Here is a 15,769-nt window from a genome sequence, read left to right on the forward strand (position 1 = left end):
AAGTCGTAATATTTGGTTTCCCTAAGAGGCACGGCATCGGAGGAATGGTTCTACCCGATGGTGCTGACTTATTTTCGACCTTTTTTCACGCATGCGGCGCTTGTATTCACTACCCCTCAGCTTAGTTACAATGCTCCTGGTGTTGCTGGGTGGGCTGGCGGTACCTACTATGGGGTGGGCACAGGCCAGGCTGAGCGGGGTAGTGCTAGATTCGCTTACGCAGCAGCCCCTTCCTTTCGGCACCGTATTTCTAGCCAATACTACCCTGGGCAACAGCACCGATAAGGATGGGCAGTTTGTGTTTGAACAGGTGCCGCCCGGCACTTACGAGGTAGTAGCTTCTTACCTGGGCTACAAGCTGAGGCGCCAGGCGGTAGTTATTAGCACCACGCCGCAACAGCTCACGTTTCGGCTGCCGCCAGCGGCCAACGCGCTGGGCGAAGTAGTGGTGCGCGCCACCCGCAACAACCCCGACGACTACCGCAAGTTTGCCGAAACGTTTCTGGGTAGCACCAGCTTTTCGCGTCAGTGCCGCATCCTGGACCCCGAGGCCGTGCGCGTACACTACAACGCCAAGGATAACGAACTGCGGGCCACCTGCGCCGAGTTTGTGACGGTAGAAAACCGCGCCCTGGGCTACCGCATCAAATACTACGGCCTCGACTTTCGGCTGAACTTCCGGGAGCAGTGGATGGCCTTTTACGGCTGGCCGATTATGGAGCCCCTGCGCACCCATTCGGCCCGGCAGCAGCGCCGCTGGGAAGCCAACCGCCGTGCGGCCTACCTGGGGTCCCTGACGCACTTTTTGCGGAGCGTATACCAAAACCGAGTGGCGGAAGAAGGCTTTCAGGTGCTACGCCTGCGTCGAATAACCAACCCCGCCCGCGCCCAGGCCGATAGTTTGTTGGCAGTTATGCGGCAGCAGTCAAGCCGGCGGCGCGCGCTCAACCCAGCTCGGTTCGACGACTCTCTTAGCATGCTGGTGCAAGTGCCCGCCCAGTTGCAGTATCTCTACACGAAGCCACTGCCTACCGGCGCGTTTCGGCAAACCCTCCCGGACTCAGGCCACGTGGCCCTTCAGTTTCCAGATTTGCTGCAAGTAACCTACGACCGGGAAAAGCCCGACCCAGCTTACGCGCAACATCTGGCACGTACCGCTCCAGTGGGCCGTCCGGCGCCATCACTGCCCGCTACCCAGGTTTCGGTAGTGCACCTGCTGGCTCCGCGCGTGGTCTTACAAGCGAATGGTCAGCCGACTAACCCGCTGGAGGTTTTAACGGAGGAATATTGGGGCTTTGAGAAAATCGGTGAGTTTCTTCCGCTCAACTACGAGCCGCCTACCGGAGCATCAAACTAGCCCACGGCTCCCCTACCAGCAGTGAGCCCTACCTCTTTTTCAGCCCGAAGAGGCTTGGCCAGCTGGCTATTGCAGCCGAACCGTTACTTTCGGCTGTCTTCTTTCGCCTCATGCCTACTGCTACCGCTCAGCCGCCATCCGTCGTTTTTCGTCAGCCCTGGATTCGCTCGGCCTGGTTTGATGGACTCTGGATTTTAGGGCCGCCGTTTCTGGCATTGCTGGTAGTAGCGGGTCTGCCACCTGCCTACCGCAATTCGGGGCATATGCCGGTGCTGGCCTGGGTAGGACTGGTGGTGCTAATTGATGTAGCTCACGTGTACAGCACCCTGTTCCGGACGTATTTTGACCCGGTGCGTCGCCAACGGTTCCGGACGTTGCTGTGGGTAGTACCGCTAGGTTGTTACGTGGCAGGAGTAGCGTTGCACTACGCGGGTAGCTTGTGGTTTTGGCGCGTGCTGGCATACGCGGCGGTATTTCATTTTATCCGTCAGCAATACGGTTTCCTGCGCTTGTACGCGCGCCAGGAAACCGCCCCGGCCGCTTTTCGGGCCCTGGATCAGGTAGTGATATACGCCGCCACGCTCTACCCCTTGCTGTGGTGGCACTTGGCGGCGCCCCGCAACTTTAACTGGTTTGTGGATGGCGACTTTGTGCAGCACGACTGGCCGCTGGGCCGCCACCTACTTACGGTCCTTTACCTGGGGTTGCTGGGGTTGTACCTGCTGAAAGAAGCCCGGCAGTGGCAGCACACGCACCACCTGAACCTGCCGCGCAACCTGCTGGTACTGGGCACGGCGGCTTCGTGGTACGTGGGCATCGTGCTTTTCAACGGCGACCTAGCGTTTACCCTGCTCAACGTGGTTGCGCACGGCATTCCCTACCTCGCCCTCATCTGGACAACCAGCCAGCCTACCCCCTCCGCAACTGCAAAGCCCCAACACTTGGGGCGCCCGTGGTGGCAAGGCCGTTATGGGGTAGCGTTGTTTTTGGGGCTGCTGTTTGGGCTGGCGTACCTCGAGGAAGGCATCTGGGATGGGCTGGTATGGCGGGAGCACGCCCCCGTGTTTGGCTGGTTTCAGCAGCTCCCAGCCGTAACTGATTCGCTCTGGCTTAGTCTGCTGGTGCCCCTGCTCGCCCTGCCCCAGGCCACGCATTACGTGCTGGATGGCTTTATCTGGCGGCGCGGCGCTTAACTTAAACTGAAGTGCTTCCTCACCAAAGCCAAGAACCTTCTCCCACTGCAACCAGAACGTAGCAGCGAGAGAAGATTCTTGCGTTAAAATAAGCCTGGCAGAAAAGCCGCTACGCAGCGTTGGCCAGCGGACGTACTATTTCGGCGTCCAGGATTTCTACTACGAAGCCATTATCCGGCGAGTAGGTTTTGCGGTAGTGCACCACCAGTTGCCGGCCGCGGGGCGAGGTTACCTGCGTGCTGCAGATGTCGCCGTAGGCTTTTTCCTTTTCCAGGAAAGGCTGCAAGGTCTGGATGGTTTGCAGAAACTCGGCGGGTAGCAAACCCTGCTGTTCCTGCAGTTTCACGGCGCTAACCGGATAGAGAAAACGGGTGTTGAAGAGAATCATGAAGTCAGAAAATCAAGCCGAATTGTTCTGAGTTGTCAACACTATCTGACGCGACTTGATTCCTGGCTAGCTGATCTTTACCCTACTTTATCACTCAGTTTTTCTACCTCCTACCATACCCCCACTAACCCTGTTATTCCAAGTCTAAGTCAGGAACCTGCGTTAGCCTCTTGGTGAGCCACGTAGGTTCCTGACTTGGACTTGGAATACCATGATTATCTACCCCCGTACTGCTGCAGAATGCCGGCCAGCTGATTTGCCCGCGCCGCATCGCCGGTATCGGCAGCGGCGAGGTAAAGGTGCTGGAGCGTAAACAGCTGCATCCCAATTTCCCGCTCGAAGAGGGCGGCATCGGGGCGGGCGGCGTAGTAGGCCAAGTGCTGGGTAGTGCGGGTAGTGAGCGTATCCATAATTTCCTGGGCCCGCCGGGTTTCGCCTACTGCCACGAGGGAGGACACCAGGTCGGGGGTGTAGGCGTCGTAGGGCAGGGCCGTGTCGGGCAGCACCGTGAGGCACTTCTGCAGCACTTCGCGGGCGCGGGGCTGGTTGCCGGCCTCTACGTAGGCGCGGGCCAGCCGGGCAAACTGCTGCCGGTACGCCGTGAGCGTGAAGCGCTGATTTTCATCGAAATACACCCGTGGGTTATTGAGGTTGCGGTAGCTGTACTTGCGCATCAACGAATCGTAGAGCAGGTCTTTGGCTACCACGCCTTCCTCGGGGAGGCGCATTTCCTTTTGCACCGCGGGCTCCCGGCACGGCAGCACCCGACACACCAAGCCTTCCAGTTGCAGGAAGGGCTCCAGCCCCAGCATGTTACCCGGACTCACGGTATTGGCGAAGTACACGGGCCGCTGCCAGTTGTTGGAAGCCAGCACGTCCAGGAGCGCTAGGTCTTTCTTTTCCAGCGCCCCGCGGCTTACTTCCCATTCCATGCGCGGCACTACCTGCCCGAGTCGCTCCGACGGAACAATGCCACTCCGCCGCACTGCCGCCGTATCGATGGGCAGTACCAGGCGCGTGGTGGGGTAGGAAAGCAAGGTCCGGGAACCGTCGCCGTAGGATACCTGCAGCAAGGGGCTGTTCTGCTCTACCAGTTGCACAAACTCCTTGATATTCAGCTCGCGCACCGCCGGGTTTTCTACAAAGGGCAAATAGTCGTTGGTACCCTGGCGGTAGCGCGCAGTGCTGATGGAGAGTGGCAGTGGGGCCGACTGATAGTTGCGCTGGCGCATCTGCTCCACGTACCAGTCGGTGTTGAGGTAGCTGGACACCATCACCCGCACATCGGGCCGCACGCCTTCTACTTCCTGGGCGTACCAGAGCGGAAAGGTGTCGTTGTCGCCTTCGGTGATAAGAATGGCATTGGGAGCCAGCGTGTTCAACACATTTTTGGCGTAGTCGACGGAGCTGAAGCGTCCGGTGCGGTTGTGGTCGTTCCAGCCTTCGGTGGCCATCAGGGCCGGCACTACCAGCCCAAGCGCTGCCGCCAAGCCCACCCGCAGCCGGGGCGCGGCAAGCACGCGGCTTAGGGCGGCGTGCAGAGCCAGCACGCCCAGCCCAATCCAGATGCTAAAAGCCAGCGTGGCCCCGGCAAAGGTGTAATCCCGCTCGCGGGGCTCCTGGGGCGGCTGGTTAAGGTAGAATACAATGGCTAGCCCCGTCAGGGCGAAGAGCAGCCCAACCACCAGCGCCTGCTGGCGGTTACGGCGCAACTGCCACCCCAGGCCGGCTACCCCTAGCAGAAACGGCAAGGCCAGGAAGGCGTTGCGGCCCCGGTTTTCGGCTACGCTGGCGGGCACCGACTGGGCAGTATCCCAGGGCCAGAGCACTCCGGCGTGCTGCACGTCACTTTCCCGCCCAATGAAATTCCAGCCGAAGTAGCGCCAGAACATATGCCCGAACTGATACTGCCACATAAAGCTCAGGTTCTGGCCCATGGTGGGCTTGCGGCCTTCCTCCAGATCAGTAACCCACTTGCGGTATTGGCGCACCAGCTCGGGGCTAGTACCAGCTGGGCCCGCGTAAATGCGGGGCAGCAGCATCTTATCCGACGCTTCGTAGCGTAGTTCGGGGCGGTAATCGGTGATGACGTAGTGGCCGTTCTGCCGGGTGTAGCGCGGGGCGCCATCTTCCTGGGCCGTAGGCTGGGCAAACAAGTGAGGGCCGTAGAGCAGGGGCCGGTCGCCGTACTGCTCACGCCGCAGGTAGCTCACGAAAGACAGGACCTCGTTGGGGGCGTTTTCGTTGATGGTGGGGTTGAAAGAGCTGCGGATGGGCACAATCAGGTAGCTAGAGTAGCCAATCAGCACAAACGTGAAAGCCAGCAGCGCCGTGTGCAGGCCCTGGCGCCCGGAGCGCCACGCATACCGGAATGCTACCCCCAACAGCCCCCCAAACAGCAGCAGAAACAGCACCAGCCCCGAGTTGTACGGCAGCCCGAAGCTGTTCACAAAAAAGACCTCACTGGCACCAGCCAGCGTGGGCAAGCCCGGAATGATTCCTTCCAGCACCAGCAGCACCAGCACGCTACCGCCTACCAGAGCCAGCAGAATACCCTTCCCCGAGGGCTGCCTGGTTCGGCGGAAGTACCAAACCAGGCACAGCACCGGAATAGCCAGCAGATTCAGCAGGTGTACCCCAATCCCCAGCCCGATTACGTAGGCAATGAGCACCAGCCACCGGTCAGCGCCAGCCTCATCGGCCCGCTTTTCCCACTGAAGTATCAGCCATACCACCGCCGCCGTACCGAGCGTAGAAAGGGCGTACACCTCGGCCTCCACCGCGTTAAACCAAAACGAATCGGAGAAGGCGAAGGCCAGCGCACCCACTACCCCGGCCCCCAGCACCAAAGCCGCCGATGCGCCCCGCAGAGGCGTGGAAGCGGGTGCGGGCTGCACCAGCTTTTCGGCCAAGTGGGTAATGATGCCAAACAACAGCGCCACCGTAAGGGCGCTGGCTACCGCCGATACCAAGTTGATCAGCACTGGTACGCGCGTGGCATCGCCGAAGGACAGTAGCGAAGCCAGCCGCCCCAAAATCAGGTAAAGCGGAGCACCCGGCGGATGCGGCACGAGCAATTTGTAGGAGCTGGCCGTGAATTCGCCACTGTCCCAGAAGGAGGCCGTGGGCTCCAGGGTGGCCCAGTACACACCCAGCGCCAGCAGAAACAGCACGCCACTGAGCACTTGCTTTAATCGAGAATACGGCATAGGGTAACAAGTCAGGGTGAATAAAAACGCATCCGGCCGCCCGGAATGACTTCCAGATGGCCGGATGCGTTTTTGCTCTGGGCCGTTGCCTGTGCCCCAAAACCTGTACGTTTTTTAGGTGAACCGCTACCCCATTCTATAAGCTCAGCTCCACGGTCACAGCCGTGGAGCCGCCCGCGTCATCATCGGTTACCAGCAGCAGCTCGTAGCGGCCTGGGCCCAGCTGCCGGCGCACGGCCACGCTTTCTACTTTGCCCCGGTAAGGCTTGCCGCCAGGCAATTCCAGCTGTGCCAGGCGCACGGGCAATACCTTGTTCGAGGGCTTGGGCAGCTGCAGTACTCCCACAAAGGAGCCCAAAACTGCTCCGTCCAATACCGCATCCTGGGTATCCTCTACCGAGGCCGTCACGAACAGCTTCTCATCAAACCAGACCGCTCCGGAAAAGCCGGCGGGCTTACCGTCGATGACGGGCAACTCGAACAACTGCTGCTGCACGGCGGGCACTTGTTGGGCACGATGATGCAGGTAGTCGAGGGTAGCGGCCAAGGGTAGGCGGAACAGCAGATTGCCGGTGGCCGAACCTACCGTGCGCTGAAACAACAGCAACTCGGTAGTCGTGGCGGCAGCAGCCTCCAGGTTTAGCACAATGCCGGGGGGTAGCAACTGGCGCAAGGCGTGGTAAATGCCGCTCAGCGAAATGGGGTACACGGCTCCTACCCCTCCCCCAGCCTTCGGCAGCGGTACCCAAAACCCCTGCTCCCGCGCCGCCGTGGCTCCGGAGCCAAACACCAGCAGGCCAGTTTCGCCGGTGGGAGTAGTCAGGGCCGTAAGGCACTCCAGGTCCAGCTTCAGCTCTTTCGGAATGCGGCCGCTGCTAAAATGGGCGGTTTCAAACAGTCGGGTTGGTTCGCCGGCGGCCAGGGTGGCTGCGTTCAACTGATACAGGTAAGGCGCATCGTCGCCGATGACGTAGGCCACGCTGCCCACTACTTCTACCCCCGACGCTGAGGGCAAATTGGGCAACACCGCTTCATTTCGAATAAGAGCCTGCATAGGTTGGGGGCTTACAGGTGATAGAAGGTTCTTGCGCGGAGAACGGCAGAAGGTTTTTTGCGGATGGACGGACTAAGCAGCTGTAGCAGCTCGGCTCAGCATCGGCACAACGACCCGGCTCCTACCCTTCCAAAGGCTTACTTCACAATCGTAAACTCTACGCGCCGATTCAGCTTGCGGGTTTCCTCTTTGTCGTTAGAAGCCCGGGGCTTGCTTCCGCCGTAGCCAATGGTGCTGATGCGGGTTTCGGGTACGCCCCGCTTCACAAGGTAGCGCTTCACCTCCGCCACTCGTTCTTCGGAAAGCTTCACGTTCAGGTCGGCGCGGCCTTGGTTATCGGTGTGGCCTTCCAGACGAATATTGACCGTAGGGTTATCCTGCAGGGTGCGGGCCAGGCGGTTAAGCTCGGTATAGGAGGCCGGCAGCAAAGTGTACTTACCCTGGGCGAAAATGAGGGTGGGCAGCTCCAGGCTGGAGCCTACCGCGGCGGGTACCAGCAACAACTCCAGGCTGCGCGATCCGCTCATAGTAACCGTATCGGTAGCTGTCAGGTAGCCTACGCGGGAGGCCAGCAGTCGGTACTGGCCGGGCGGCAGCGTAAGCTGATAGTTGCCGCCGGCCACGTCGGTGCGGGCCGTGGCATTAAAGGCCAAGTCATTACCCAGCCGGATGGCTTTTACTTCCACGGCCAGGGGCTGGCGCGTTTTGGCATCCAGAGTGCGGCCCGTGAGCAGAGTGCGGGCCGCAACGGCCGGCGCTACCGGCTCGGATGCGGGAGCCGTAGCTGTGTCACTCGGGGCTACCCCCGTCACGGTCCGGAACAGGTCGGCGGGGCCATTGGCCGTGCGCGAAGCCACGTAGTAGGCCTGCTTGCCATCGGCCGAAAGGCTGAGGTAGGCGTCGAAACCGGGCCCATTCAGCGGGGCCCCCACGTTGCGCGGCTCGCTCCAGCGGGTCCAGGAATCGTCGAGGCGCTGGCTCACGAAAATATCGGCGCTGCCGTAACCGGCGTGGCCGTAAGAGCTGAAGTACAGGGTTTTGCCGTCGGGAGCCAGCCACGGAGCGAAATCGAAACCCGGCGAGTTGATTACGGCCCCCAGGCTCTGCGGCTCGTTCCAGATGCCATCGGCCCCCTGCCGACTAAGGTACAGGTCGTTGCCGCCCTGGGAGTCGCCGCGCTCCAGGGAAAGCAGCAGAATCTTCTCATCGGGCGTCATAAAAAACGACGTAGCCGGACCCGCCGAATAATAGTTGGCAATATCTAGAGGCACAGGGTGCGCATTTTTGCCAGTAGCCCCACGCGGCACCTGGCTCAGGCCCTCGTCGCGGAACGAGCCGTCCCGCTCGTAGTGCCCGCGCAGTAGCAGGGTTTTGCCCTTATTGGTTACCGCCATAACCCCGTTGTGCTGGGTGGTGTTCAGGGCATCGAGGCGGGTAGGCGGCCCCCAACTGCGGCCTTCGTCGGCGGAAGAACTTGTCCAGATGTCACCGGACTCGGTTACGCCTTCGGTGTTGCCGGCAAAGCGGGTGCGCACAAAGTACAGGGTCCGCCCATCGGGCGTCAGCACAGGTTGCAGTTCGTTGCCGGTGGGCGTGTTCAGGGCAGTCAGGGGTTCGGGAGGGCCAAAGCCCGGCTGGGTATTATCTACGTTGAGGCGCAGCTTGAACAGCTTCCACTGCTGGGTGGCCCGGTTCTGCACCCGTTGCCCTACCACCGGCGTGCCATTAAACTTGTCGGCGGCAGCCAGCGAGGCGCACTTGTCGTTGCCGCGGCTAACCAGAATAAAGCTGCCGATGGGCCCCGACGGAATCAGCTTCCACTGCTGGTAGAAGCTCCCCGTCCAGGGGCGCTGCACAATAGGCGCGTTGTCATCGGGCTTTTCCAGGGTAAGGCACTTGCCGCTGTGCCGGGCCTCAATGCGGTAAAAGTCGCTACCCTTAGCAGCGGGCACAAAGCGCCACTGCTGACTATTGGCGTGGGTAAATTCCCACTGTACGCCCGTAGCGCCGGCCTCCGACGAGGCATTGGTAATGTCCAGGCAGCGGCCACTGCTGCGCGCAATAACCCCGTACCAAGCGTGTTCATCGGGAATAAAAGCTACCTGGGCCTGAAGCGTAGTGGTAGCCGAAAAAAGCAGTGCCAGCAACGACAGCGCCAAGCGAAACAACAGATTTGTCATGCACGCAAAACGGATAGACCGGGGCGCAAGTTAGCCGAAATCCGTACCAGCCCCTGTACAGCAGCAAAAGCGCTGCTTCCCGACCAGGAAGCAGCGCCTTGTTGTGTGAGGGTTCGTGCGATAGGGTTCTTCGGCAGCGCTTGGCGCCTACCGAAGGCGGATGCCAGGAAAGGATAAGCCGGTGGTGGCAGTTCTTAATTATTGCTGATATACTTGAAACGGACAAACTTGTCGTTTTCGTAGATGGCCGTAAAATGCCCTCCACTGCGTTTTGGCTCTGCTTTACGCTCAGCGGCTTTGGAGCTGGCAGCGGAACTGGTTGGAACGGCGGGGTACGCTCCGGGAATTGTTCCGGGCACATGACAAATGAAGGAGAGAATTTTCGATGGCATGGCTTGCTTTCCGTTGGTGGTTAGATGTTTCGACACTGGCAAATCTGTGGTTAAATGAGAAAAAACTGCACTTAAGGGCACTAAACCCATTTTTGTTCAGCTCAAATATAAACATATTATCATTTGATTGAACGATGCTAAGGTATATTTTTTCTTATTTAAATGTAAATAAGTAGCACCCCTGATTTTTGATCCGTGCTAGTACGGATATTTGGCTACTCCCTTTTGGCGGGGTACCAGGCCGCGTACCTCGACAGCTGCCGCTTATTTTTATGCAAAAAGTGCTTTTTAAACACAGTTAAAGCCTATAGTTTGCCAAAACCCACCGTACACCTCCCGCCGGCGCTGTCTTATTTAGCTTACCTGTCCTTGCTGCGCCTGGTGACAAGCCCGTGCCATTTACCAGCTGCCTGGTGAGCATAGCAAGGCTGGGCAGTGGCAGCCAATACCCTATTATTCATTAAACCAGATAATTGTATATTCTCCTGCTATGCAGTATAGCTATGCAATCAGCTTGTGGCGCAGGGCATACTGGATCAGCCCCACCACCGATTTGGAATTGGTCTTTGCAAAGAGATTCCGCCGGTGCGTCTCCACGGTTCGCTCACTGATGAACAAGGCTTCGGCAATTGCCTGGTTGGAGTATTCCTGTGCAATAAGCTGTAATATCTCTCGCTCACGGGAAGTCAGCTCCGCGGGCTTTCCTTCCAGAGAGGCCGGAATATGCAGGTTTTGCAGCAGCGTAGTGGCAACATCACGGCTGAAGTAGCTCCGTCCGGAGGCTACCTGCCGGATGGCTTCGCTAAGTTCGGCCCGCGTGGCTGTTTTCAGCACGTATCCTGAGCCGCCGGCCTCTAGCATTTCTGCAACGGTAGCATGGTCGTGAAACATGCTCAGAATTAATACCCGCACGCTGGGCCAGCGCGTACGGATGGTCCGCGTCAGCTCAATCCCCGACATTTCCGGCATATTCAAATCCAGGACGGCTACCTGCACTTGCGTGTAGTACTTGGCCAGAATATTTAAGGCTTCAGCCCCGCTGTATGCCTGCGCTATCACGCGCAAGCTGGTTTCGGGCTTGAGCATGCCCTTAATACCCTCTACCACCACCGGGTGGTCATCCACCAGCAAAAGTGAGATTGTTGCTTCTTCTGGTAATGACTCGGGCATAGTACGCATGGCTGACAACCACTCTGGCTTCCGGAGGCCAAATAGCGCCCGGCCTACAAAGAAAGATACTATAATCTTCTTTCACCATCAATATAATATTGCTTCTATATTCTATAGGTAGGCAGCCAGCCCTCTCGCCCCCGCTGCCGCTAAGTAAAAACCCGGCACCGGCGTCGGCTCCTACCGCTACGGGTCGGGCCGGACGCCAGCACCGGGCTCCTGGCGGGCACTGCCTGGGCTTACTTCAGGCCGTATTTGCCCCGGAATTTGTCGCGCAGGTAGGTTTGCTTGGTATCGAGGCGGAAGGAGCGGCCATCAATCCAGGCGCGGGTTACGTCGTTGGTGCGCATGTCGAGCAGGTCGCCGCGGCTGACAACCAGGGTAGCGCTTTTGCCCGCTTCCACGGAGCCAAAGTCCTTGTCGATGCCCAGGATGCGGGCCGGGCTGAGCGTTACGGCTTCCAGAGCCTGCTCTTTGTTAAGGCCGTAACCAGCAGCCGTGCCCGCAATAAAGGCGAGGTTGCGGGCCCCGGAGGTTTCCTGGCTACCTTCGTAATCAAGGCAGAAGCGCACACCGGCCTGTTGGAGCAGGCTGGGCAGGCGGTAAGGCTGGTCGTAGTCGTCGCCCTCGCGGCGGGGTAGGGCATGGATGCGGGACAGCACCACGGCTACGTCGTTTTGCTTCAGAAAGTCGAGCATCATCCAGGCGTCGCGGGCCCCCACAATGGCTACTTTCTGCACCCCCAGGCGCTTGGCAAACCGCACCGCTTCCAGCAGTTCCTTCCCATAGTCGGCATGGATGAACAGGGTTTTGGAGCCATCGAAGAGGCCGGCCAGAGAAGTCAGGCGCAGGTTTTCCCGGCGGCCGGCGGGCTGCTGACGGTAGGCGCTGGCCTCCTGGAGCAGGCTTTCCAGCTGGCGTAGCTGCTCCTGCCGGGCCTTTTCGCGGCGCTCCAGCACCTGGGCGTCGTCGGCGGGGTTGGTTTTGATAATCATGGCGGGCCAGTTCAGGTGCAGCCCGTCGTCGGCCTTCACCTGCGCGTCCTGCCAGTTCCACGCATCCAGCTGCACCACGCTGCTCTGGCCCGAAAGAATCCCACCGCGGGGCGTTACCTGGGTGAGCAGTACGCCGTTGGTGCGCACCGTCGGGATGATGTCGGAATCGGTGTTGTAGGCAATGAGGCTGCGCACGTTAGGGTTGAACTCCCCTACCTCGCGCGCATCCACGGTAGCCCGGATGGCTTCCACTTCCGTGAGGCCCAGGGTAGAGTTGGGCAGAATCAGGCCGGGGTAAATCTGCTGGCCTTTCACATCGATAACCTCGTAGGCGGCGCGGTCCTGGCTGAAACCGCCCTGGGCGCCGGCGTAGGTAATGCGGCCTTTGTCGAACGCCACGGCGGCATCGGGCACTACGGTGCCGTTGCCCACGTGCAGGGTGCCGCCCAGCAGCAGCACCGGCTTGTTCTGGGCCGGCGCCGGGGCCGGCACCTGGGCCAGAGCGGGGGTAGCGGCCAGCAAAGCCAGGGAAAAGAAGATATGTTTCATGGGGTTGTTATTTATCTGGAACGTGTCATGCTGAGCGAAGCCGGAGGCGTAGTCGAAGCATCTCTACCTCTGACTAATCCATGCTAGTGCAACGAAGCGGTAGAGATGCTTCGGCTGCGCTCAGCATGACGAAGGATGGTAGACTGAACAGCCAAAAGCTACTTATCCAGCTCTTTCTCCTCGCCCATCGTGTCGCAGTGGTAGTGCTTGTTGGGTTTGGCGGTGGGTAGCTGGGTAGCGGCGCCGCCTTTCTTGGCCTCCAGCATTTTCTGCACAATGCGCAGGCGCTCCTGCTGCATCTGCTGGCGTAGCTGCTGGTCGTTTTCCAGGCTGAACATTTCGCGGCCATCCACGAAGGTGCGCTCAGCGCGGGCGTACACGCTCAGGGGGTTATCGGTCCAGAGCACCACGTCGGCGTCCTTGCCCTCCCGGATGCTGCCCATGTTCTTGTCCAGGTGCAGCATTTTGGCCGGGTTGATGGTCACCATCTTCAAGGCTTCCTCTTCCGAGAGGTTGCTGTATTTCACCATTTTGGCGGCTTCCTGGTTGAGGCGGCGGCTCATTTCGGCGTCGTCGGAGTTGAGGGCCACGTTCAGGCCCACGTCGTGCATGATGCCGGCGTTGTAGGGAATGGCGTCGCGCACCTCGTTTTTGTAGGCCCACCAGTCGGAGAAGGTACTGGCGTTGATGTTGCGCTGCTTCATCTTATCGGCCACTTTATAGCCTTCCAGGATGTGGGTGAAGGTGTTCACCGGGAAGCCCATGCGGTCCGACACGCCCATGAGCATGTTGATTTCCGACTGCACGTAGCTGTGGCAGGTGATGAAGCGCTGCTTGTTCAGAATTTCTACCAGGGCTTCCAGCTCCAGGTCGCGGCGCGGGGCCTCGCCCTTTTTCTGCTTGCCTTTGCTGAGCTTGTTCCAGGCTTTCCACTCCTGCTCGTACTCCTTGGCCCGGGTGAAGGCATCTACGAACACCTGCTCGGTGCCCATGCGGGTTTGGGGGAAGCGCACCACGTTGGCCTCGCCCCAGTTGCTTTGCTTTACGTTCTCGCCGAGGGCAAACTTGATGAAGCCGGGCGCCCCGGCAATCTTCATCTGCTCCGGCGTCATGCCCCAGCGCAGCTTAATCAGCGCCGACTGGCCGCCGATGGGGTTGGCGGAGCCGTGCAAGAGCTGGGCGGCCACTACCCCGCCAGCCAGGTCGCGGTACACGTCCACGTCCTCGGGGTCCACCACGTCGCTCACGCGCACCTCGGAAGTTACCGACTGCGTGCCTTCGTTTACCCCCTCAGAAATGGCAATGTGGGAATGCTCATCGATGATGCCAGGCGTGAGGTGCTTGCCGGTGCCATCAATGCTGCGCCCCCCACTGGGCACGGAGAGGTTGCGGCCAATCTTCGTGATTTTACCGTTTTGCAGCAGCACGTCGGTGTTTTCGAGCTTGCCGGCAGCCTCACTGGTCCACACGGTGGTGTTCTTAATCAGAACGGTTTGCTGGGTGGGCACTTCCGCGCGGCCGTAGGCTACAAAGGGATACTGCACCGCGCCCAGCTGGGGCGGCACGGGCGCTTTCACGGAGTCGCGGCGGGCGGCGCGGGAGGCTTCTTCCAAGCGGCGGGCCGTCCACTTCACGTTCGTAGCGTCGGGCAGCTGACCGTCCCCCTGGAAGGTACGGCTCTCGGCGGTGTAGTAGCCGCTGAGGCGGATGGCCCCGCTGCCTTTGGTTTTGGGGCTCGGGTTGAAGACAAGGGTAACCAGTTCCCCGTTCACGCTCAGGGAGCCTTTCACCGTGTCGCCGGCGGCCTTGGCAATTTTCAGCTCGGGCACTTCGGGCTTGCCAGCCAGCAGCAGCTTCATTTCGGGCTGTTGGCCCACTTGCAGGGTGTACACGCCGCGGTAGTCGGCCGGGATGGTGCTGAGTTGGTACCGCTCGCCCTGTACCCAGTTGTCGAGCAGCACGTTGTCGTCGGAGAGCAGGCGGCCGGAGCACACCAGGAAGTTGGCTTCCATGCCGGGCTTCAGCGCCCCTACCCTATCCTGCACGTTTACCAGGGCGGCGGGGGTAGCCGTGAGGGCCTGCAGGGCCTGCTCCTCCGATAGGCCGTATTGCACGGCTTTGCGCAGGTTGGGTAGAAACTTCTTTTTGTCCTTGAGGTCGGCGGCGGAAAAGGCAAAGGGCACGCCGGCTTTGGCCAGCATAGCCGCGTTGGCCGGGGCCATTTCCCAGTGCTTCAGCTCCTGCAAACTCACCCGGGCCGCGTCGTACACGTCATCGACCTGGTAGGCATCGGGGAAGTTCAGGGTCAGGATGAGCGGAGCTTTGGTGGCCTTCAGGTCGGCTACGCGCTGGTACTCGTCGCCGCGGCCCTTGATGATATACTGCACCCCAAACTCGTCGCCGAGCTTATCGGCCCGCAACGCACTCAACTTGTCTCGCACCTCAAAAATAGCCGGCAAGCTGCGCTGCTGGTTCAGGGCCCGGAGCGAGAGGTTTTGTTCGCGGGTGGGGTTGCGCTGGTTCCAGTCGGCATCGAGGTAGCTCTGGCGCAGGAGGGCAATGCTTCCCATCAAGGATGAGGGGTAGTCCTGGGTGCTGCTGCCCTTATCAAAGCTGAAGGCAGTGGCAGCGCGGTCCTGGAGCAACACCTCACTTTCGCGGCGGGTAGTGTTCAAACTCACCAACGCGGCCGTACCGCGCACGATGCCGTCGGGCTGGTGGGTGAGCACCGCCCCGAAGCCCAGGCGGCGGTAGGCGTCGGCCTGGTCGGCGTTGACGCGGAACAGCTCAGCGGCGTTTACTTCCGGGTGCACGGCCTGGTTCCAGTCGTAGGCCCCGGCCTTGGTGCTTTCCATTTGGGGGCCGGCGCGGCGGCCCTGGCGCTCGGGCGCTTTCACCTCGGGCACCCCGTAGGAAGCGTACAAATCCACGAAGCCTGGGTAGATGAAGCGGCCTTTCAGGTCCTGCACCACGGCCCCGGCCGGAATTTTCACGTTCGGCCCCACGGCCTCCACCTTGCCGTCCCGAATGAGCAGGGTAGCATCCTGAAGGCGGGTTTTGTAGTCGGTGTAGATGGTGGCGTGGGTGAAGGCGTACACGCCCGGGCGCTGGTCGTAGACGCCGTTGCGGGGGAAGGTAGCGGGCTGCTGGGCCTGAGCCGCCGTGAGGCTGCTGGCCACGAGCCCACCGGCCAACCCTAGCCGGCGAAGGTCAATGTGCATGGAGTAGAGGTATGGGGAATAGGAAAAAAATGAAAGCGTGCAAGGCAAGTGCCCAGGTGGT

9 protein-coding genes are annotated in these 15,769 nt (G+C 60.4%); 2 read left to right on the forward strand and 7 right to left on the reverse strand.

The genetic code is table 11. The features are described 5' to 3' along the window. Positions 1–130 precede the first annotated feature (130 nt). Both K3G63_RS09170 and K3G63_RS09175 read left to right on the forward strand, forming a co-directional pair. Complete coding sequence (locus K3G63_RS09170; protein ID WP_220613733.1) at positions 131–1,357, forward strand: carboxypeptidase-like regulatory domain-containing protein; 1,227 nt, start codon at positions 131–133, stop codon at positions 1,355–1,357. Positions 1,358–1,467: 110 nt separating this feature from the next. Further along, positions 1,468–2,550: a hypothetical protein gene (locus K3G63_RS09175; protein WP_220613734.1), complete on the forward strand. Its 1,083-nt coding sequence runs from the start codon at positions 1,468–1,470 to the stop codon at positions 2,548–2,550. 109 nt (positions 2,551–2,659) lie between these two features. Here K3G63_RS09175 and K3G63_RS09180 read toward each other — a convergent pair whose 3' ends face one another. From K3G63_RS09180 to K3G63_RS09210, 7 genes are all read right to left on the reverse strand, one after another. Further along, positions 2,660–2,938 (reverse strand): hypothetical protein, encoded by a 279-nt coding sequence (locus tag K3G63_RS09180; protein WP_220613735.1) that lies wholly within the window; start codon positions 2,936–2,938, stop codon positions 2,660–2,662. Between the two features lie 215 nt (positions 2,939–3,153). Then, entirely contained in the window at positions 3,154–6,147 is a 2,994-nt protein-coding gene (locus K3G63_RS09185) for a DUF2723 domain-containing protein (protein ID WP_220613736.1), read from the reverse strand. A gap of 136 nt (positions 6,148–6,283) precedes the next feature. Next, complete coding sequence (locus tag K3G63_RS09190) at positions 6,284–7,201, reverse strand: DUF6929 family protein (protein ID WP_220613737.1); 918 nt, start codon at positions 7,199–7,201, stop codon at positions 6,284–6,286. A gap of 137 nt (positions 7,202–7,338) precedes the next feature. Next, on the reverse strand, positions 7,339–9,381 hold the full coding sequence (locus tag K3G63_RS09195; protein ID WP_220613738.1) for an RICIN domain-containing protein: 2,043 nt from the start codon (positions 9,379–9,381) through the stop codon (positions 7,339–7,341). 893 nt (positions 9,382–10,274) lie between these two features. Continuing rightward, positions 10,275–10,952 carry a response regulator transcription factor gene (locus K3G63_RS09200; protein ID WP_220613739.1) on the reverse strand — a complete coding sequence of 226 codons (678 nt, stop codon included), beginning with the start codon at positions 10,950–10,952 and terminating at the stop codon, positions 10,275–10,277. A 230-nt stretch (positions 10,953–11,182) separates the two neighbouring features. Beyond that, on the reverse strand, positions 11,183–12,487 hold the full coding sequence (locus K3G63_RS09205; RefSeq protein ID WP_220613740.1) for an amidohydrolase family protein: 1,305 nt from the start codon (positions 12,485–12,487) through the stop codon (positions 11,183–11,185). A 158-nt stretch (positions 12,488–12,645) separates the two neighbouring features. After that, positions 12,646–15,708: an amidohydrolase family protein gene (locus K3G63_RS09210; RefSeq protein WP_220613741.1), complete on the reverse strand. Its 3,063-nt coding sequence runs from the start codon at positions 15,706–15,708 to the stop codon at positions 12,646–12,648. Positions 15,709–15,769: the final 61 nt, after the last annotated feature.

The sequence above is a fragment of the Hymenobacter sp. HSC-4F20 genome (assembly GCF_019599275.1).
GTDB lineage: Bacteria > Bacteroidota > Bacteroidia > Cytophagales > Hymenobacteraceae > Hymenobacter.

Excerpts from the sequence above, each read along its gene's own strand:
- K3G63_RS09170 (WP_220613733.1), top strand. The coding sequence starts at position 131 with ATGCTCCTGGTGTTGCTGGGTGGGCTGGCGGTACCTACTATGGGGTGG.
- K3G63_RS09175 (WP_220613734.1), top strand. The coding sequence starts at position 1,468 with ATGCCTACTGCTACCGCTCAGCCGCCATCCGTCGTTTTTCGTCAGCCC.
- K3G63_RS09180 (WP_220613735.1), bottom strand. The coding sequence starts at position 2,938 with ATGATTCTCTTCAACACCCGTTTTCTCTATCCGGTTAGCGCCGTGAAA.
- K3G63_RS09185 (WP_220613736.1), bottom strand. The coding sequence starts at position 6,147 with ATGCCGTATTCTCGATTAAAGCAAGTGCTCAGTGGCGTGCTGTTTCTG.
- K3G63_RS09190 (WP_220613737.1), bottom strand. The coding sequence starts at position 7,201 with ATGCAGGCTCTTATTCGAAATGAAGCGGTGTTGCCCAATTTGCCCTCA.
- K3G63_RS09195 (WP_220613738.1), bottom strand. The coding sequence starts at position 9,381 with ATGACAAATCTGTTGTTTCGCTTGGCGCTGTCGTTGCTGGCACTGCTT.
- K3G63_RS09200 (WP_220613739.1), bottom strand. The coding sequence starts at position 10,952 with ATGCGTACTATGCCCGAGTCATTACCAGAAGAAGCAACAATCTCACTT.
- K3G63_RS09205 (WP_220613740.1), bottom strand. The coding sequence starts at position 12,487 with ATGAAACATATCTTCTTTTCCCTGGCTTTGCTGGCCGCTACCCCCGCT.
- K3G63_RS09210 (WP_220613741.1), bottom strand. The coding sequence starts at position 15,708 with ATGCACATTGACCTTCGCCGGCTAGGGTTGGCCGGTGGGCTCGTGGCC.